The 19077-nt window shown below is 74.9% G+C and carries 16 protein-coding genes; 13 read left to right on the top strand and 3 right to left on the bottom strand.

The genetic code is table 11. From position 1 onward, the window contains the following. Positions 1–180: 180 nt before the first annotated feature. The 3 genes from IE225_RS10265 (at position 181) to IE225_RS10255 (ending at position 3572) form a co-directional block, all read left to right on the top strand. On the top strand, positions 181–1044 hold the full coding sequence (locus IE225_RS10265; RefSeq protein WP_190057072.1) for a DUF5819 family protein: 864 nt from the start codon (positions 181–183) through the stop codon (positions 1042–1044). 257 nt (positions 1045–1301) lie between these two features. Next, positions 1302–2480 (top strand): HTTM domain-containing protein, encoded by a 1179-nt coding sequence (locus tag IE225_RS10260; protein WP_229879408.1) that lies wholly within the window; start codon positions 1302–1304, stop codon positions 2478–2480. A 342-nt stretch (positions 2481–2822) separates the two neighbouring features. Beyond that, complete coding sequence (locus IE225_RS10255) at positions 2823–3572, top strand: TrmH family RNA methyltransferase (protein WP_190057071.1); 750 nt, start codon at positions 2823–2825, stop codon at positions 3570–3572. A 37-nt stretch (positions 3573–3609) separates the two neighbouring features. On the opposite strand, the gene paaN is transcribed toward IE225_RS10255, so the two are convergent. Then, a complete protein-coding gene (gene paaN, locus IE225_RS10250; RefSeq protein WP_190057070.1) occupies positions 3610–5301 on the bottom strand; it encodes a phenylacetic acid degradation protein PaaN in 1692 nt (563 codons plus the stop codon). A gap of 149 nt (positions 5302–5450) precedes the next feature. Here paaN and IE225_RS10245 point away from each other — a divergent pair, with 149 nt between their 5' ends. After that, positions 5451–6974, top strand: a complete 1524-nt coding sequence (locus tag IE225_RS10245; RefSeq protein ID WP_190057069.1) for a 3-hydroxyacyl-CoA dehydrogenase — start codon at positions 5451–5453, stop codon at positions 6972–6974. Further along, positions 6971–7561 carry a TetR/AcrR family transcriptional regulator gene (locus tag IE225_RS10240; protein WP_190057068.1) on the top strand — a complete coding sequence of 197 codons (591 nt, stop codon included), beginning with the start codon at positions 6971–6973 and terminating at the stop codon, positions 7559–7561. The genes IE225_RS10245 and IE225_RS10240 overlap by 4 nt, the downstream gene beginning before the upstream one ends. 127 nt (positions 7562–7688) lie before the next feature. On the opposite strand, the gene IE225_RS10235 is transcribed toward IE225_RS10240, so the two are convergent. After that, complete coding sequence (locus IE225_RS10235; RefSeq protein WP_190057067.1) at positions 7689–8204, bottom strand: Lrp/AsnC family transcriptional regulator; 516 nt, start codon at positions 8202–8204, stop codon at positions 7689–7691. A gap of 188 nt (positions 8205–8392) precedes the next feature. On the opposite strand from IE225_RS10235, the gene pdhA reads away from it, so the two are divergent. The 7 genes from pdhA to IE225_RS10200 all read left to right on the top strand — a co-directional run bounded on the left by pdhA (position 8393) and on the right by IE225_RS10200 (position 17146). Further along, positions 8393–9547, top strand: a complete 1155-nt coding sequence (gene pdhA, locus IE225_RS10230) for a pyruvate dehydrogenase (acetyl-transferring) E1 component subunit alpha (RefSeq protein WP_190057066.1) — start codon at positions 8393–8395, stop codon at positions 9545–9547. Then, a complete protein-coding gene (locus tag IE225_RS10225) occupies positions 9544–10548 on the top strand; it encodes an alpha-ketoacid dehydrogenase subunit beta (protein WP_190057065.1) in 1005 nt (334 codons plus the stop codon). The genes pdhA and IE225_RS10225 overlap by 4 nt, the downstream gene beginning before the upstream one ends. Beyond that, positions 10548–12281 (top strand): dihydrolipoamide acetyltransferase family protein, encoded by a 1734-nt coding sequence (locus IE225_RS10220; protein WP_190057064.1) that lies wholly within the window; start codon positions 10548–10550, stop codon positions 12279–12281. Before IE225_RS10225 ends, IE225_RS10220 begins: the two co-directional genes overlap by 1 nt. A 201-nt stretch (positions 12282–12482) precedes the next feature. Next, the gene (locus IE225_RS10215) at positions 12483–13577 is read left to right on the top strand and encodes an NTP transferase domain-containing protein (RefSeq protein ID WP_229879390.1); all 1095 of its coding nucleotides are present in this window, start codon (positions 12483–12485) and stop codon (positions 13575–13577) included. After that, positions 13574–14983: a molybdopterin molybdotransferase MoeA gene (locus IE225_RS10210; RefSeq protein ID WP_190057063.1), complete on the top strand. Its 1410-nt coding sequence runs from the start codon at positions 13574–13576 to the stop codon at positions 14981–14983. Before IE225_RS10215 ends, IE225_RS10210 begins: the two co-directional genes overlap by 4 nt. After that, entirely contained in the window at positions 14980–16104 is a 1125-nt protein-coding gene (locus IE225_RS10205; RefSeq protein ID WP_190057062.1) for a potassium channel family protein, read from the top strand. Before IE225_RS10210 ends, IE225_RS10205 begins: the two co-directional genes overlap by 4 nt. A 61-nt stretch (positions 16105–16165) precedes the next feature. Next, complete coding sequence (locus IE225_RS10200; RefSeq protein ID WP_190057061.1) at positions 16166–17146, top strand: NAD(P)H-quinone oxidoreductase; 981 nt, start codon at positions 16166–16168, stop codon at positions 17144–17146. 98 nt (positions 17147–17244) lie between these two features. Here the strand turns inward: IE225_RS10200 and IE225_RS10195 are convergent, their stop codons facing one another. Next, positions 17245–18021, bottom strand: coding sequence for a hypothetical protein (locus tag IE225_RS10195; protein ID WP_190057060.1), 777 nt, complete (start codon positions 18019–18021; stop codon positions 17245–17247). Between the two features lie 467 nt (positions 18022–18488). Between IE225_RS10195 and IE225_RS10190 the strand changes: the two genes are divergently transcribed. After that, on the top strand, positions 18489–19028 hold the full coding sequence (locus IE225_RS10190) for a bacterial proteasome activator family protein (RefSeq protein WP_190057131.1): 540 nt from the start codon (positions 18489–18491) through the stop codon (positions 19026–19028). Positions 19029–19077 lie beyond the last annotated feature (49 nt).

The raw sequence follows: 19077 nt of genomic DNA, 5'->3' as shown, positions 1-19077 counted from the left end.
GGGGGTGTGCCCGGCGGGCGGGCATGAGTACCGTTCCCGTGCGACCGCCGGGCCGACGAGACGCGCCGGCGGCCGGACACCCGGCTTCCGCCGCGCCCCGGGCCCGGCGGACCGGGGCGGACAGGGCCGGAACCGGAACGGTGCGGAAACAGGGCGGAAACGGGGCGGAAACGGGGCGCAATGGACGCGTACGACGAAGAGCCGAACGCTCCCCGCGGAGTGCAACCGCCGCCTGCCCTCCCCGAACCCCAAACGTCCCGGTCCGCGCGGCCGGCCGGAACCCATGACCCGCAGGCGCCGGACCGCCCGGCCGCACCGCACCACCCCACCGCCCCGGCTGCCTCGACAGCCCCCACCGCCCCAACAGCCCCGACAGCCCCGGCCGAACCGCCCCGGCCGGCCGGTCTCGCCGCGCTTCCCCTGCCTCACCGGATCGGCGCGGTCGCCTTCCTCGCCGTCGTCGCGGTCGCCGTCTGTACGCACCTGGGCATGGTGTTTCTGCACGTGGCGCCGCCCAACACGGTCACCGCGCGGCACGGCGGGGCCGTGAACGAGTGGATCTACCCGGAGTTCGAGCAGAACTGGAAGCTGTTCGCGCCGAATCCGCTGCAGCAGGACATAGCGGTCCAGGCGCGCGCCGAGGTGCGCACGCCGGACGGCGGCAGGCACACCACCGGCTGGTACGACCTGTCCGCGCAGGACGGCCGGGCCATTCGCGGCAATCCGCTGCCCAGCCACACGCAGCAGAACGAACTGCGCCGCGCCTGGGACTTCTTCGTCGCCGCGCACGACGGCGCCGGCCGCCCGGTGGGCCTGCGGGGGGCGCTGGCGGAGCAGTACCTGCGGCGGATCGTGGTGCTGCGGCTGGAGCGCGCGCACGCGCCCGGTCCCGGCGGCACCGTCGAGCGCGTCCAGGTCCGCGCGCGCACCACCAACGTGCCGCCGCCGAAGTGGAGCAGGGAGAAGGTGTCCACGGCGCCCGTGCTGCGCGCGCTGCCCTGGTGGCCGGTGCCGTCCGCCGAGGCCGAGGGGGGCGTGCGGTGAACCGCTTCGTCCCCGAGCCGTCCCCCGAGCCGTCTCCGGCGTCCTCCTCGGCGCCTCCCGAGCCGTCCCAGGCGCCTTCCCCAGCGCCCCCCGAGCCGTCCCAGGCGCCTTCCCCAGCGCCCCCCGAGCCGTCCCAGGCGCCTTCTCCGGCGCCTCCCGAGCCGTCCCAGGCGCCCTCCCCCGCGCCGCGCGCCGCCGTCGGCCGCCGTGCCCTTCGAAGCCTCGCCCGCGGCGTCACCCGGGTCACCGACGCCGCCCTGGGCCCGTACCAGACCGCCGCCGTCCGCATCGGCTTCGCCGCGACCTGGCTGCTGTTCCTGCTGCGGGAGTTCCCGCACCGCCAGGAGCTGTACGGGCCCGACGGGCCGTGGAGCTGGGACCTCGCCCGGCAACTGGTCACCGACAACGGCGCCTTCACGGTGCTGATGTGGTCCAGGAGCCAGATGTGGTTCGAGGCGGTGTACGCCCTCACCGCCGCCGTGAGCCTGTTGCTGCTGCTGGGCTGGCGCACCCGCACGATGTCCGTGCTGTTCATGGTCGGGGTGCTGTCGCTGCAGAACCACAGCGTCCTGATGGGCGACGGCGGGGACAACGTCCTGCACCTGATGTCCCTGTACCTGGTCTTCACGCGCTGCGGGCAGGTGTGGTCGCTGGACGCGCGGCGGGCCCGGCGGGCGCGGGCGGTCCGTGCGCACGGGGCCCGCGCGGGCGATGCGGCCGGCCCGCTGCTGTGGGGCGTGCTGGGGTGCGTGCTGGCCGCGGTGACGGTGGGCGGACGGTTCGGCACGGCGGAGTGGACCGTGCCCGCGCTGCTGTGGGCGGTGTGGCTCGCGCAGGCGGTGTGGTGGGCGGCCGGGCGCCGGGAGCGGACGTGGCGGCTGCGGGTGCTGCTGGACGTCGTCGGCAACGTGCTGCACAACGGCGCCCTGCTGGTGATCATGGCGGAGGCGTGCCTCGTCTACGCCACGGCCGGCTGGTACAAGATCCAGGGCTCGCGCTGGCAGGACGGCACCGCCGTCTACTACCCGCTGCACCTCGGTTACTTCTCGCCCTGGCCGGGCCTGGCCGACCTGCTCTCCGCCAACGGCACCCTGGTGCTGCTGGTGACGTACGGGACGGTCCTGGCCCAGGTCGCCTTCCCGTTCACGCTGTTCAACCGGCGGGTGAAGAACGTGCTGCTGGCGGCGATGATCACGGAGCACGCCGCGATCGCCGTCGTGCTCGGCCTGCCGTTCTTCTCGCTGGCGATGATCACGGCGGACGCGGTGTTCCTGCCGACGTCGTTCCTCCGGTGTCTCGGCGGCCGGGCGGCCCGCGCGCGTGCCCGGCTGCTCTCCCGCACCGCCGCGCGCGGTGGCCGGGCGGCGCCGCCCGGCCGGGAGCGGGCGGACGGGGAGGCCGGCGAGACCACCGGCACGGTGCGCACGCGCGCGTAACGGGCGCCTCCGGAGCGCCGGCGCCGGAGGGAAACCACCGGCACGGTGCGCACGCGCGCAGGAGGTGCCCGCCGGAGGCGGTGGGCCCGCGCGTGGTGGGTGTCTTCGGGTGGTGGGCCTGCGTGCGTGGTGGGTGTCTTCGGGTGGTGGGCCTGCGTGCGTGGTGGGTGTCTTCGGGTGGTGGGCCTGCGTGCGTGGTGGGTGTCTTCGGGTGGTGGGCCCACGCGTAGTGGGCGTCTCCGGGCGGCGGGCCCGCGCACGTAGTGGGCGTCTCCGAGTGGTGGGTGCGTGCGCGCAGTGGGCGCCTCCGGGCGGTGCGCCCGCGCACGTAGGCTCGTCGGCATGACCGATCCCGTGACCGCCTGGCGCCGTCTCGCCGGCGGGTGCGTCCTGCTGGACGGCTTCCACGCCCTCAAGCACGCCCTGCGCTTCGGCGCCGAGGTGCCGGTCGCGGTCACCGCCGACCGGGCGGCCGCGCTCGCCCTCGCCGACGACCTCGCCCCCGACGTACGGGCCGCCCTGGACGCGCTGCTGGCGGAGGTGCCGTACGACGCCTACGCCTCCCTGGTGCCGCGCCCGCACCCCACCGCCGTGGCCGCCCTGGCCGTACGGCCCGCGCGTGAGGCCAACCTGCGGGCGCTGGCCCGTATGCCGCGCACCGCACCCGTGGTCGTCCTGGACCAGCCGCGCAACCTCGGCAACGCGGGTGCCGTGGTCCGGCTGGCCGCCGGGTTCGGGGCGACCGGCGTGGTCACCACCGGCCCCCTCGACCCCTGGCACCCCACCGTGGTGCGCGGCGGGGCGGGGCTGCACTTCGCGACCGCCGTGGAGCGGCTGGAAGTCGGCGAGCTGCCGCCGGGGCCGCTGTTCGCCCTCGACCCGGAGGGCGAGGACATCCGCGGGCTGAAACTGCCCGACGACGCCCTGCTCGCCTTCGGCTCCGAGCGCAGCGGCCTGTCCGCCGCGCTGCGCGCCCGGGCCGACCACCTGGTGGCGCTGCCGATGCGGCCGCAGGTCTCCAGCTACAACCTCGCCACCAGCGTGGCGATGGCGCTGTTCCACTGGAGCGCCGGCGGCGGCGCACCCGTCTGAGCCGGCCGCGCCGCCGCCGGTGCGCCCCGCGCGGCCGCTACGCCTCCCGGCGCACCTCGACCACGCGGAAGCGGTTGGCGACGAACGCGGCGTCCACCAGGGCCGCGTTGGCCGCCGGGTTGCCGCCGGAGCCGTGGAAGTCGGAGAAGGCGGCCGTCTGGTTCACGTACACCCCGCCGGTGAGGTTGAACGACAGCTGCGCGGCCTCCTCCAGGCACACCTCCTCGACGGCCCGCGCGACGTCCGGGGAGGTCGTGTACGCGCCGACCGTCATCGCGCCCTTCTCGCGGACCGTGCGGCGCAGCAGCTCCACCGCGTCGGAGGCGGAGTCGACGGCGACGGCGAAGGAGACCGGGCCGAAGCACTCGCTCATGTAGGCGGCCTCGGCGTCCGGCTTGGCCCCGTCCAGCTTGACGATCACCGGGGTGCGCACGACGGCGCCCGGGAACTCGGGGTTGGTGATCTCGCGGGAGGCCAGCGCGACCTCGCCGAGGCCGGCCGCCGCCTCCAGGCGGGCCTTGACGTCCGGGTTGACGATGGCGCCGAGCAGCGCGCACGCGCGCGCGTCGTCGCCGAGCAGCCCGTCGACGGCCCCGGCCAGGTCGGCGACCACCTCGTCGAAGGACTTGGGGCCCTGGTCGGTGGTGATGCCGTCCCGCGGGATCAGCAGGTTCTGCGGGGTGGTGCACATCTGGCCGCTGTACAGCGACAGCGAGAAGGCCAGGTTGGACAGCATCCCCCGGTAGTCGTCGGTGGACTCGACGACCACCGTGTTGACGCCCGCCTTCTCGGTGTAGACCTGCGCCTGGCGGGCGTGGGTCTCCAGCCAGTCGCCGAAGGCGGTGGAGCCGGTGTAGTCGATGATCCTGATCTCGGGGCGGACGGCGAGGGTCTTGGCGATGCCCTCGCCGGGGCGCTCGGCGGCCAGCGCCACCAGGTTGGGGTCGAAGCCGGCCTCGGCGAGCACCTCGCGGGCGATCTTGACGGTGAGGGCGAGCGGCAGCACCGCGCGCGGGTGCGGCTTGACCAGGACGGCGTTTCCGGTGGCCAGGGAGGCGAACAGGCCCGGGTAGCCGTTCCACGTCGGGAACGTGTTGCAGCCGATGACCAGGGCGATGCCGCGCGGGACGGCCGTGAAGCGCTTGGTGAGCTTCAGCGGGTCGCGCTTGCCCTGCGGCTTGGTCCACTCGGCTTCCTCGGGGGTGCGGATCTGCTCCGCGTACGCGTACGCCACCGCTTCCAGGCCGCGGTCCTGGGCGTGCGGGCCGCCCGCCTGGAACGCCATCATGAAGGCCTGGCCGGAGGTGTGCATCACCGCGTGCGCGAACTCGTGCGTGCGGTCGCTGATGCGCTTGAGGATCTCCAGGCACACCGCGGCGCGTGCCTCCGGGCCCGCGTCCCGCCAGGCCGGCTGGCCCGCCTTCATGGCCGGCAGCAGCACGTCGACGTCCGCGTGCGGGTACGTCACGCCGAGCTCGATGCCGTACGGGGAGACCTCGCCGCCCACCCAGTCGTCGGTGCCGGGCTGGCCGAGGTCGAGACGGGTGCCCAGCAGGGCGTCGAAGGCGGCCTTGCCCGCTGCCGCGTCCAGGCTGCCGTTCTCGCCGTAGGCCTTGGGGTGCTCCGGGTGCGGGGACCAGTACGCGCGGGTGCGGATCGCCTCCAGTGCCTGGCCGAGGGTGGGCCGGTGCTTCGCGATCAGCTCCTGCGCGGTCGGTTCGGCGGCCATGCGGGACCAACTCCTCGTCATCAAGAGCTCGGCGTCGAGCTCATGACCTGGGCGGAAACTGCCGTGCAGGGCTAGAGTAACCGAACGATCGGTCGGTTCAAGGGGGCCTGCCGCATCTGTGGAAAACCCCTTGCGGGAGGATCGCGCACATGACAGCACTCGACCTCAGCAGCCCCGTGGCCGTCGTCGGCACCGGCACCATGGGCCAGGGCATCGCCCAGGTCGCGCTGGTCGCGGGCCATCCGGTGCACCTCTACGACGCCGTACCCGGCCGCGCGCGGGAGGCGGCCGACGCGATCGCCGCGCGCCTGGCCCGGCTCGTCGAGAAGGAACGGCTCACCGCCGCCGACCGGGACGCCGCCCTCGCCCGCCTGCGCGCCGCGTCGGAGCTCGGCGAGCTCGCGGACTGCGCCCTGGTCGTGGAGGCCGTCGTGGAGCGGCTGGACATCAAGCAGGACCTGTTCCGCGAACTGGAGAAGGTGGTCGCCGACGGCTGCCTGCTGGCCACCAACACCTCCTCCCTGTCGGTGAGCGCCATCGGTGGCGCCCTCGCCCACCCGGGCCGCTTCGTGGGCCTGCACTTCTTCAACCCGGCGCCGCTGATGCCGCTGGTGGAGGTCGTCTCCGGGTTCGCCACCGACGTCGCGTCCGCCACACGCGCGTACGAGACCGCCCGCGCCTGGGGCAAGACCCCGGTCGCCTGCGCCGACACCCCCGGCTTCATCGTCAACCGCATCGCGCGGCCCTTCTACGCCGAGGCGTTCGCGGCGTACGAGTACCAGGCCGCCGACCCGGCGACCATCGACGCGATCCTGCGCGAGTGCGGCGGCTTCCGGATGGGCGCCTTCGAACTGACCGACCTGATCGGGCAGGACGTCAACGAGGCGGTCACGCACTCGGTGTGGCGGTCCTTCTTCCAGGACGTCCGCTTCACGCCCTCCCTCGCCCAGCGCCGCCTGGTCGAGGCCGGCCGCCTGGGCCGCAAGAGCGGCCGCGGCTGGTACGACTACGGCGACGGCGCCGAACGCCCCGAGCCGCACACCGCCGAGCCGGCCGAGCCGCCCGCCCACGTCGTCGCCGAGGGCGACCTGGGGCCCGCCGCGGAGGTGCTGGCGCTGATCCGCGAGGCGGGCATCCCGGTGCGCGAGGGGGAGCGCGACGAGGAGGACGAGGGCACCCGCCTGGTGCTGCCCGGCGGCGGCCACCTCGCCCTCGCCGACGGCCGCACCTCGGCCGAACTGCGCGACACCGTCTTCTTCGACCTCGCCCTGGACTACCGCAAGGCCACCCGCATCGCCCTGTCCGCCGCGCAGGACACCTCGCCGCAGACCCTGAAGGAGGCCGTCGGCCTCTTCCAGGCGCTCGGCAAGAAGGTCAGCGTCATCGGCGACGTCCCCGGCATGATCGTCGCCCGCACGGTCGCCCGGATCATCGACCTGGCGCACGACGCCGTGGCCCGGGGCGTGGCCACCGAGGAGGACGTCGACACCGCGATGCGCCTGGGCGTCAACTACCCGCTCGGGCCCTTCGAGTGGAGCCGCCGCCTCGGCCGCCGCTGGGCCTACGACCTCCTGGACGGTCTGCACCTGCGCGACCCGTGCGGGCGCTACGCTCCCTCTCTCGCGCTCTACCGGCACGCGTACGCCACCGACCAGGGGGAGGGCACCGCATGACCACCGCCAGGCGCGACACGTACACCCCCGAGACGCTGCTGTCCGTCGCCGTGCAGGTCTTCAACGAGCGCGGCTACGACGGCACCTCCATGGAGCACCTGTCCAAGGCGGCCGGCATCTCCAAGTCGTCGATCTACCACCACGTGGCGAGCAAGGAGGAGTTGCTGCGCCGCGCGGTCAGCCGGGCCCTGGACGGGCTGTTCGGCATCCTCGACGAGGAGCCCGCGCGCACGGGGCGGGCCGCCGAGCGCCTGGAGTACGTCGTACGGCGCATGGTGGAGGTCCTCATCGCCGAGCTGCCGTACGTCACGCTGCTGCTGCGGGTGCGCGGCAACACCGGCACCGAGCGGTGGGCGCTGCAGCGGCGGCGCGAGTTCGACCACCGGGTCGCCGAGCTGATGAAGGCGGCGGCCGCCGACGGGGACGTGCGCGGTGACGTGGAGGTGCGGCTGGCCACCCGGCTGGTCTTCGGGATGATCAACTCGATCGTGGAGTGGTACCGGCCCGACGGGCGCGGCATGGGCCGGCAGGAGGTCGCCGACGCCGTCGTGCAGCTGGCGTTCGCGGGCCTGCGCCGCCAGGACTGACAGGACTGGGCAGGACTGGGCAGGACTGGCAGGACTGGCAGGACTGACATACGTAGGAGCATCCTCCGCGCGTCAGGAGCATCCCCCGCGCATCGCCCCCGCGGCGGCTCAGGCGCTCCCCGCGCGGTCACTCCTGCGGCTTCGGCGTTCCCCGCCCGGGTCCCTCCTGCGGCTCCAGCTCCTCCTCCTCGAAGACCAGCAGCGTGCGGGTGCTGAGCACCTCGGGGATGGCCTGGAGCCGGGTGAGCACCAGCTCGCGCAGCGCCCGGTTGTCGGGCGTGTGCACCAGCAGCAGCACGTCGAAGTCGCCGCCCACCAGGGCGATGTGGGCGGCGCCGGGCAGCTGCCGCAGCTGCTCGCGCACGGTGCGCCAGGAGTTCTGCACGATCTTCAGCGTGATGTAGGCCGAGGTGCCCTGCCCGGCGCGCTCGTGGTCGACGCGGGCGCTGAAGCCGCGGATCACGCCGTCCTCGAGGAGGCGGTTGATGCGCGCGTAGGCGTTGGCGCGCGAGACGTGGACCCGCTCGGCGACCGACCGTATGGAGGCGCGGCCGTCCACCTGCAGGATGCGCAGGATGTCGTGGTCCACGGCGTCCAGGGAACGGGGCGGCGCGGGGGCCGTCGCATCGGGTCTGTCGGCCATTTGTTCAGATGCCATGTTCCCCCGCTTTCCCGGCATGGACGCACTGCGTCCATCTCAGGCTGTGGAGAACCGTTTGTCCACAGCCTTGGGCCACCTGTAGCCAGAATGTGCCGACGACCGAACAATCGGTTGGGAGGCGCATCACGGACGCTGCGCCTCCCAAGCCGCTCCCACGAGGAGGTGCCGTCATGACGGTCATGGAGCAGCGGGGCGCCTACCGCCCGTCCCCGCCGCCCGCCTGGCAGCCCCGTACGGATCCCACGCCTCTGCTGCCGGACACGACCCCCTACCGGGTGCTCGGCACGGAGGCGGCCGCCAAGGCCGATCCGGCGCTGCTGCGCCGCCTGTACGCCGAGCTGGTGCGCGGCCGGCGGTACAACGCGCAGGCGACGGCCCTCACCAAGCAGGGCCGCCTGGCCGTCTACCCCTCCAGCACCGGCCAGGAGGCCTGCGAGGTCGCCGCCGCCCTGGTCCTGCAGGAGCAGGACTGGCTCTTCCCCAGCTACCGGGACACGCTCGCCGCCGTGGCACGCGGAGTGGACCCCGTGCAGGCCCTCACCCTCCTGCGCGGCGACTGGCACACCGGTTACGACCCCCACGCCCACCGCGTCGCCCCCCTGTGCACCCCGCTGGCCACCCAGCTCCCGCACGCCGTGGGCCTCGCGCACGCCGCCCGCCTCAAGGGCGACGACGTGGTCGCCCTCGCCCTGGTCGGCGACGGCGGCACCAGCGAGGGCGACTTCCACGAGGCGCTGAACTTCGCGGCCGTCTGGCAGGCCCCGGTGGTCTTCCTGGTGCAGAACAACGGCTTCGCCATCTCCGTCCCGCTCGCCAAGCAGACCGCCGCGCCCTCCCTCGCCCACAAGGCGGTCGGCTACGGCATGCCCGGCCGCCTGGTCGACGGCAACGACGCGGCGGCCGTGCACGAGGTCCTCGCCGACGCCGTGGCCCGTGCACGCGCGGGCGGCGGCCCCACCCTGGTGGAGGCGATCACCTACCGCCTCGACGCCCACACCAACGCCGACGACGCCACCCGCTACCGCGAGGACGCCGAGGTCGAGACCTGGCGCGAGCACGACCCGATCCTGCTGCTGGAGCGGGAGCTGACCGCGCGCGGCCTGATCGACGAGGACGGCATCCGCGCCGCCCGCGACGACGCCGAGGCCTTCGCCGCCGACCTGCGCACCCGCATGAACCAGGACCCGCACCTCGACCCCATGGACCTCTTCGCCCACGTCTACGCCGAACCGACCCCCCAGCTGCGCGAGCAGCAGGCCCTGCTGCGGGCCGAGCTCGAGGCCGAGGCCGAGCTGGCCGCGGAGCCGGAGGGGGGTGCCCGATGACCACCGTCGCGGTCAAGCCCGCCACCATGGCGCAGGCGCTCACGCGCGCGCTGCGCGACGCGCTGGCCGCCGACCCGGACGTGCACGTGCTGGGCGAGGACGTCGGCACCCTCGGCGGTGTCTTCCGCATCACCGACGGCCTGGCCAAGGAGTTCGGCGACCACCGGTGCACGGACACCCCGCTGGCCGAGGCCGGCATCCTCGGCACCGCCGTCGGCATGGCGATGTACGGGCTCAGGCCGGTGGTGGAGATGCAGTTCGACGCGTTCGCCTACCCCGCGTTCGAGCAGCTCGTCAGCCACGTCTGCCGCATGCGCAACCGCACCCGCGGGACCATGCCCCTGCCGATCACCATCCGCGTCCCCTACGGCGGCGGCATCGGCGGTGTCGAGCACCACAGCGACTCCTCCGAGGCGTACTACATGGCCACCCCCGGGCTGCACGTCGTCACGCCCGCCACCGTGGCCGACGCCTACGGCCTGCTGCGCCAGGCCATCGCCTCCGACGACCCGGTCGTCTTCCTGGAGCCCAAGCGGCTGTACTGGTCCAAGGACGCCTGGAACCCGGACGACCCGCCGGCCGTTGAGCCGATAGGCCGCGCGGTGGTGCGGCGCTCCGGGCGGAGCGCCACCCTCATCACCTACGGCCCGTCCCTTCCCGTCTGCCTCGAAGCCGCCGAGGCGGCCCGGGAGGAGGGCTGGGATCTGGAAGTCGTCGACCTGCGCTCCCTGGTGCCGTTCGACGACGAGACGGTCTGCGCGTCCGTCCGGCGCACCGGACGCGCGGTCGTCGTGCACGAGTCGGGCGGGTTCGGCGGCCCGGGAGGAGAGATCGCCGCGCGTGTCACCGAGCGCTGCTTCCACTACCTGGAGGCGCCGGTGCTGCGGGTGGCGGGATTCGACGTCCCCTATCCGCCGCCGATGCTGGAGCGCTACCACCTGCCCGGCGTGGACCGCATCCTGGACGCCGTGGGGCGTCTGCAATGGGAGGCCGAGCGCTGATGGCACAGGTGCTGGAGTTCAGGCTCCCCGACCTCGGGGAGGGCCTGACGGAGGCGGAGATCGTCCGCTGGCTGGTCGAGGTCGGCGACGTCGTCACCGTCGACCAGCCGGTCGTCGAGGTCGAGACGGCCAAGGCGATGGTGGAGGTGCCCTGCCCCTACGGCGGCGTGGTCACCGCCCGCTTCGGCGAGGAGGGCACGGAGCTGCCCGTCGGGGCGCCGCTGCTGACCGTCGCCGTCGGCGAGACGGCCTCCGGCGACACTCCCGGAGACGGTGACCGCGACGGCGCCCGCACCGACGGCGGCACCGGCAGTGGTGGCACCGGCAGTGGTGGCACCGGCAGTGGCGGTACCGGTAGCGGTGGCGGCCGGACCGAGGGCTCGGGCAACGTCCTCGTCGGCTACGGCACGGGCGCGCCCCCGGCCCGGCGGCGCCGTGTGCGGCCGAACCCGCTGGTGCCAGGCGCGGCGAACGGCACGCCGGACGCGCGGACGACGCCCGGGGAGACGCCCGGGGAGACGCCCGGAAGGAACGGATCGGCGGGGCGGACCGCGCCGGCCGCGGAACACGCCGCCGCCAACGGGGCGTCCGTCTCCCCCGCGGCCGGGACGGGCACCGGCCAGACCCTCGCGACCGGCACGGCCGAAACCGGCGCGACCGGTGCGGGCACCCGTGCCGCGAGCCCCCGTACGCCCACCACCGGCACCGTTCCCGCCCACCGGCCCGCCCGGACCCGCGCCCACGCCGGGCCGTCCCCGGTCGTCGGCGCCTCCCGGCAGGACGACGGGCGCGACGGCGACGGCCCCGTGGCCGTCATCTCCCCGCTCGTGCGCCGGCTCGCCCGGGAGCACGGCGTGGACCTGCGGCAACTGTCCGGTTCGGGGCCCGACGGGCTGATCCTGCGAGCGGACGTCGAGGACGTCCTGCGCGCCAACGCGGCCCGCAACCGCACCGCGGCCCCCTCGGCGGCCGGCACCGCCGCCACCGGCGCCGCCCGCCCGGAGGGCGCGGCCGCGCCCGAGGCCGGTCACCACATCGCCGCCTCCGCCACCCGCATCCCCCTCAGGGGCGTACGCGGAGCCGTGGCCGACAAGCTCTCCCGCAGCCGCCGCGAGATACCCGACGCGACCTGCTGGGTGGACGCCGACGCGACCGAGCTGATGCGGGCGCGGCAGGCCATGAACGCGGCCGGCGGTCCGAAGATCTCCCTGCTCGCCCTACTGGCCCGCATCTGCACCGCCGCCCTGGCCCGCTTCCCCGAGCTCAACGCCACCGTCGACGTCGAGGCCCGGGAGATCGTGCGCCTGCCCGAGGTGCACCTGGGCTTCGCCGCGCAGACCGAGCGCGGCCTGGTCGTGCCGGTCGTCAAGGACGCGCACACCCGGGACGCCGAGTCGCTGACCGCCGAGTTCGCCCGCCTCACCGAGGCGGCACGGGCCGGCACGCTCAGCCCCGCGGACCTCACCGGCGGCACGTTCACGCTGAACAACTACGGCGTGTTCGGCGTCGACGGCTCCACGCCGATCCTCAACCACCCCGAGGCCGCGATGCTCGGCGTCGGCCGCATCACCCCCAAGCCGTGGGTCCACCAGGGGGAACTGGCCGTCCGGCAGGTCGTCCAGCTCTCCCTCACCTTCGACCACCGGGTGTGCGACGGCGGCACGGCGGGCGGCTTCCTGCGGTACGTCGCGGACTGCGTGGAACAGCCGGCGGTGCTGCTGCGCACGCTCTGAGCACGCTCTGAGCACGCTCTGACCGGGCGCCGGGCGCCGGGCACCAAGTACCAGGCACCCCAAGTACCAGGCACTCCGGCACCCTCGTGGACGGGCACGGGGAACACTGGGCGCACCGTGAGAGGCGCCGGGAGCGTCCGGCGCCCCGCTGCGCGGGGGCCTGGCATTCCCCGCGGTCGCCCGGCCCCGCATACTCGGGGGGTGACCGCCGAGACACCCACCGAGCCAGTCGCCGCAGGCCCGTACGACGCCGTCGTGCTCGCCGGCGGTGCCGCGCGGCGGCTCGGCGGGGCCGACAAGCCCGGGATGCGGGTGGGCGGGCGCGCACTGCTGGACCGGGTGCTCGACGCGTCCGCCGGCGCCCGCAGCACGGTGGTGGTGGCCGACCCCCGCCCCACCGCGCGGCCGGTGCTGTGGACACGGGAGGACCCGCCGGGCGCCGGGCCGCTCGCCGCCCTCGCCGCCGGCCTGCGGCACACCACGGCGGAGTGCGTCGTCGTGCTCTCCGCCGACCTGCCGTTCCTGCGCGAGCGGACGGTGGGCAGCCTCACCGCCGCCCTCGCCGCGAGCGGCGCGGACGGCGCGTTGCTCACCGACGCCGACGGGCGCGACCAGCCGCTCGTCGCCGCCTACCGCACGTCCGCGCTGCACCGTGCCCTCACCCGCCTCACCCGGGAGCACACCGGTCTGGCCGGACTGCCGCTGCGCCGGCTGACCGCCGGGCTGCGGCTCACCCGCGTCCCCGACGCCGTCGCCTCCTTCGACTGCGACACCTGGGACGACATCGCGACGGCCCGAGCACGGATCAGGGAGCATGGGCACGTGTTGGACGAATGGATTTCCGCAGTCAAGGACGAGCTGGGCATCGACCTGGAGGTCGACACCGGCGTCCTGCTCGACCTCGCCCGCGACGCCGCGCACGGCGTGGCCCGGCCCGCGGCGCCCCTGACCACGTTCCTCGTCGGCTACGCGGCCGCCCGGCACGGCGGCGCGGGCCCGGAGGCGGTCGCCGAGGCGGCCCACAAGGCCGCAGCCCTGGCCCGGCGCTGGGCCGAGGAGACGACCGAGGAGGCCGGGGAGATGGGGAAGACGGGAAAGGAGGGGAAGAAGGGGAAGGAAGGGAAAGCGGAAGACGCCGAACAGGCCGCCCCAGCCGCCCCGGGCGGTCAGGCGGCAGCGACCGGCGGCACGGCAGCGCCCGGTGACGTGGCAGCGCCCGGTGGTGCGGACCGGGCCACCGCCGCCCCCGACCCGGGAACCGCGCCCCGTCCCGGCACCGCCCCGGACGCCGGATGACCCCCCGCGGCATCCGCGACGGCGAGACCACCGCCGACGACCTGGACGTCGAGGAGGTGCTCGCTCTCGTGAACGAGGACCACGCCCGCGCGCCCGGCACCCCCGCACCCGGGGACGGGCCCGCACGCCCCGACCGCACCCCGCCCGGCGGCGGCACCCCCGGCACTTCGCCGCGCACCCCGCACACCCCGCGCTCCGGGCGCCACCACGCCACCCCCTGGCCGGACGCCCGCGCCGCCGCGGCCCGCGCGGTGCGCCCCGGCACGCACCGCACCCCCGTCACCGCGCCCCTGGACGCCGCTCTCGGCCTGGTCCTGGCCGCCCCGCTCACCGCCCTCACCGACCTGCCGTCGTTCGACACCTCCGCGATGGACGGCTGGGCGGTCGCCGGCCCCGCCCCCTGGGACGTCCGCGACGAGGGCGTGCTGGCCGGGCACGCGCAGCCCGAGCCGCTCACCGACGGCGAGGCCGTGCGCATCGCCACCGGCGCCCGTGTCCCGCCCGGCACCACCGCCGTCCTGCGCTCCGAGCACGGCCGTACGGACGCCAAGGGCCGCCTGCACGCCACCCGGGAGGTCGTCCCCGGCCAGGACATCCGCCCGCGCGGTCAGGAGTGCCGCAGCGGCGACCGGCTCCTGCCCGCCGGCACCGTGGTCACCCCGGCCGTGCTGGGCCTGGCCGCGGCGGCCGGATACGACGCCCTCACCACCGTGCCCCGGCCCCGCGCCGCGGTGTTCGTGCTCGGCGACGAACTGCTCACCGAGGGCCTGCCGCACGACGGCCTGATCCGGGACGCGCTCGGCCCGATGCTGCCGCCCTGGCTGCGTGCGCTCGGCGCCGAGGTCACCGACGTCCGGCGCCTCGGCGACGACGCCGAGGCGCTGCACGCGGCGATCACCGGCAGCGACGCCGACCTGATCGTCACCACCGGCGGCACCGCCTCCGGACCCGTCGACCACCTCCACCCCACCCTGCGCCGCATCGGCGCCGAGTTCCTCGTCGACGGCGTCAAGGTGCGCCCCGGCCATCCCATGCTGCTCGCCCGCATCGCCGACGGCCGGCACCTCGTCGGCCTGCCCGGCAACCCCCTCGCGGCCGTCTCCGGCCTGTGCACGCTCGCCGAGCCGCTGCTGCGCACACTGTCCGCCCGCCCGGTCCCGGAGCCGTACACGCTGCCGTTGAAGGATGCGGTGCAGGGGCATCCGCACGACACCCGGCTCGTGCCCGTCGTGCTGCGCGGCGACCACGCCGTGCCGCTGCACTACAACGGCCCGGCCATGCTGCGCGGCATCGCCGCGGCCGACGCCCTCGCCGTCGTACCGCCGGGCGGCGTCCGGGCGGGGCGGGAGGCCGAGTTGCTCGACCTGCCGTGGGCGGCCGCCGGAATCGGGGTGTGTTTCACGTGAAACCTCCCGGCGAGGACGACATCGCCCGCGAGCCGGACGACCACAGGGCCGGGCACCGGGCCGGCCATCGGGTGCGCCTGCCGCGCAAGCCCGCAAAGCCCCCCGTCCGGCAGGTCGCCGGACGGGTGCTCCTCGCCCTGCTGCTCCTGGTCGTGACCGCCCTGATCGTCTACGCCGACCACGACGGCTACCGGGACGCCGCGGACGGGGACGTCGGCCCGCTCGACGCCTTCTACTACGCCACCGTCACCCTCTCCACCACCGGGTACGGTGACATCACCCCGGTCACCGACACCGCCCGGCTGATCAGCATCTTCCTGGTCACACCCCTGCGCGTGCTGTTCCTGATCGTCCTCGTCGGCACCACGCTCGAGGTCCTCACCGAGCGCACCCGTGAGGACTGGCGCCTGAACCGCTGGAGGTCCACCGTGCGCGACCACACCGTCGTCGTCGGCTTCGGCACCAAGGGCCGCTCGGCGATCCAGACCATCAGCGCGCAGGGCGGCAACGCCACGGCGACGAGGAAGGACCGGATCGTCGTGGTCGACTCCAGCGCGAAGGCGGTCGATGCCGCGGCCGCCGAGGGCTACGTCGGCGTCCTCGGCGACGCCACCCACAGCGACGTGCTCCAGCGGGCCGAGGCCCACCGCGCCCGGCAGATCATCGTCGCGCCCCAGCGCGACGACACCGCCGTCCTGGTCACCCTGACCGCCCGCCAGCTCAACCGGACCGCCAAGATCGTCGCCGCGGTGCGGGAGGAGGAGAACGCGCCGCTGCTGAAGCAGTCCGGCGCCGATGCCGTCATCACCACCGCCAGCGCCGCGGGCCGGCTGCTCGGCCTGTCCGTCCTCAGCCCCGCCGCCGGCATGGTCATAGAGGACCTCATCCACCAGGGCAGCGGCCTGGACGTCGTCGAACGCCCCGTCACCAAGGCCGAGGCGGGCCGCAGTCCACGGGAGACCGACGACCTGGTGGTCAGCGTCGTGCGCGGCCACCGCGTCCTCGGCTACGACGACCCCGCCGTCGGAACCCTGCAGTTGACGGACCGCCTGATCACCATCGTCCGCGCGTCCCCCGGCGCCCGGGTCACCCCGGACACCCGTCCGCTGCCGCAGGACTGACTACCGCTCCCGCAGGACTGACCGCCGCCCCCGGACGCGGGCGAGGAGTAGCGTCGATCCCATGTACGCGATCACGATTCCCGAACCCGGTGGACCCGAGGCGCTGGTGTGGGCCGAGGTCGACGACCCCGTGCCCGGTGAGGGCGAGGTCCTGGTGGAGGTGGCGGCCAGTGCCGTCAACCGCGCCGACATCCTGCAGCGGCAGGGCTTCTACGATCCGCCGCCCGGCACCTCCCCCTACCCCGGCCTGGAGTGCTCCGGGCGGATCGCCGCGCTCGGGCCCGGGGTGTCCGGCTGGTCGGTGGGGCAGGAGGTGTGCGCGCTGCTCGCCGGCGGCGGCTACGCCCAGAAGGTCGCCGTCCCGGCCGGACAGCTGCTGCCCCTGCCGCAGGGCGTCGGCCTCCGGGAGGCGGCCGCGCTGCCCGAGGTGGTCTGCACGGTCTGGTCCAACGTCTTCATGATCGCTCACCTGCGGCCCGGCGAGACGCTGCTCGTGCACGGCGGCTCCAGCGGCATCGGCACCATGGCGATCCAGCTCGCCAAGGCGCTCGGCGCGAAGGTCGCCGTCACCGCGGGCACCAAGGAGAAGCTGGAGCGCTGCGCCGAACTGGGCGCCGACATCCTCGTCAACTACCGCGAGCAGGACTTCGTCGAGGAGGTCCGGCAGGCCACCGGCGGTGCGGGCGCCGACGTCATCCTCGACAACATGGGCGCCAAGTACCTCGACCGCAACGTCCGGGCGCTCGCCGTCAACGGCCGCCTGGCGATCATCGGCATGCAGGGCGGCGTCAAGGGCGAGCTGAACATCGGCGCCCTGCTGAACAAGCGCGGCGCCGTCACCGCGACCTCGCTGCGCGCCCGGCCGCTGAAGGAGAAGGCGTCGATCGTCGCGAGCGTCCGCGAACACGTCTGGCCGCTCGTCGCCGACGGCCGCGTCCGCCCGGTCGTCGACCGCGAACTGCCCATGCCCCGGGCCGCCGACGCCCACCGGCTGGTGGAGGACAGCGGCCACGTCGGCAAGGTGCTGCTGGTCACGCCGTAGGGAGGGCGCCGCACGGGACGCGGGCCGGCCGTACGCCGCCACGGCGGTGCCCGCCTCCCGTCACCGGTGCCGTCGACTACAGCGTCCCCGGCCGTCGACTACAGCGTCCCCCGCCGCAGCCGCAGCGCCACGAAGGCCAGCCCCAGGCCGAGGCCGATCAGGACGAGGCCGCTGCCCAGGGGCAGGATCTGCAGGACGGGCTCGGTGCCTGGATCGGGCCGGGCCACGTCCCGCCCCACGCCGGGCCGGGACGCGGCGGACGGCGCCGACCCGGTCGGCGTGGGAACCGGGGAGGCGGTGTCGTCCGCGCCGCCGTTGTCCGCGCCGCCGTCGTCCTCGTCGGTCGTGTCACCGGGGTCCTCGGCGGCCGGAGCGGTCTCCTCGTCGTCCTCCTCCGCGGTGCTCGGCTCCGCCCGGCCCGGCCGCAGGCGCCCCTCACCCGCCCGGCTGCCCGCCCGCGAGGGCTCGGCGGGGGAGGCGGAGGCCGAGCCGGACCGGGAGGCGGAGGCGGACCGGGAGGCGGAGAGGAAATCGGGGGTGGCTCGGGAGGCGGACGGCGGGCGGTGGGCCGGTCTCGGCCCACCGCCGGACTCCACCGCCACCGCCGCCGTCGCTGTCGCCGCCGACGGCGCCGACGCGGAGGGCACGGAGGCCGCGGAGGATGCCGAGCCCATGGAGGATGCCGAGCCCGTGGAGAACACGGAGACCGCGGAGGATGCGGAGGCCGCGGAGGACGCGGAGGACGACGCGGAGGCCACAGACGACGGCTCGGCGGCCGCGCGGGCCTCGCCGGGCCCGTACACGACCGCCCCGGCGACGATGAGCAGCCCCGTCGTCCGCAGGCCCCGCGCCCGGGTCCCGGAGACCGTCCGCACGGTCGTCCCCGCGGCCGTCCCTGGGGCTGTCCACGGTCTTGCCCATGGTCCTGCCCACGGTCTTGTCCCTGGAGTCACGTCGGTGACCCCCTCTCGGTGCCAGTCGGCCTCGATCGACGTCACCACCCTCACACCGCTCGCCCGCGGCGGCATGTCGGGTTCCGCCAGGAGGCCGACCAGGGGGGCAGGACCAGGAGTCGGAACCAGGGAAAGGACCGGCAGTCGGAACCAAGGAAAGGACCGGAAGCCGGAACCCGGGGAAAGGCCCCGGGCCGGGAGGGCAGGATGGACGGGTCCACGCGCCTGATGGACGGCAGGACGCGGCGCGCGGGCCGACGGAAGACCGCCGGACGCGTCTTCCTGTGCGTCGGACGCGTCTTTCCGAGCGGACGGCGAACGTCGGTGAACCCGCGCGGCGCCGCGGGGTGGCACGGTGGTGAGGAGAACGCGTGCGAGACAATGACGGCATGGAGATGCCGAGGAACGAAAGGCCGTCGGAGAACGCGCAGAAGATCCTGGTCGTGGGCCAGGACGGCATGGCGCTCGGCGGCGGCGGAGACGACGACTCCCGCGAGACCCCGGTGACGGAACAGGTGGAGCAGCCCGCCAAGGTCATGCGGATCGGCAGCATGATCAAGCAGCTGCTCGAGGAGGTGCGCGCGGCTCCTCTGGACGAGGCCAGCCGCAACCGCCTCAAGGAGATCCACGCCAGCTCCGTGAAGGAGTTGGAGGACGGCCTGGCACCGGAGCTCGTCGAGGAGCTGGAGCGGCTCTCCTTGCCGTTCACGGACGAGGCGACGCCCAGCGACGCCGAGCTGCGCATCGCGCAGGCGCAGTTGGTGGGCTGGCTGGAGGGCCTGTTCCACGGGATCCAGACGACGCTGTTCGCGCAGCAGATGGCCGCGCGGGCGCAACTGGAGCAGATGCGCCGCGCCCTGCCGTCGAGCATCGGCCACGAGAACGACGACCCCCGCGCCGGCGGCCGCTCGGGCGGCCCCTACCTGTGAGCCGCCCCGGCACGACACGCCGCCGGTGAACGCCTCCGGCACGGCATGG

Origin of the sequence: Streptomyces echinoruber, from assembly GCF_014651135.1 — a bacterium.
In the GTDB taxonomy this organism is placed as follows: Bacteria; Actinomycetota; Actinomycetes; order Streptomycetales; family Streptomycetaceae; genus Streptomyces; species Streptomyces echinoruber.
The sequence above is the reverse complement of the archived record's forward strand: the minus strand, read 5'-3'. Positions and strand labels throughout refer to the sequence as shown.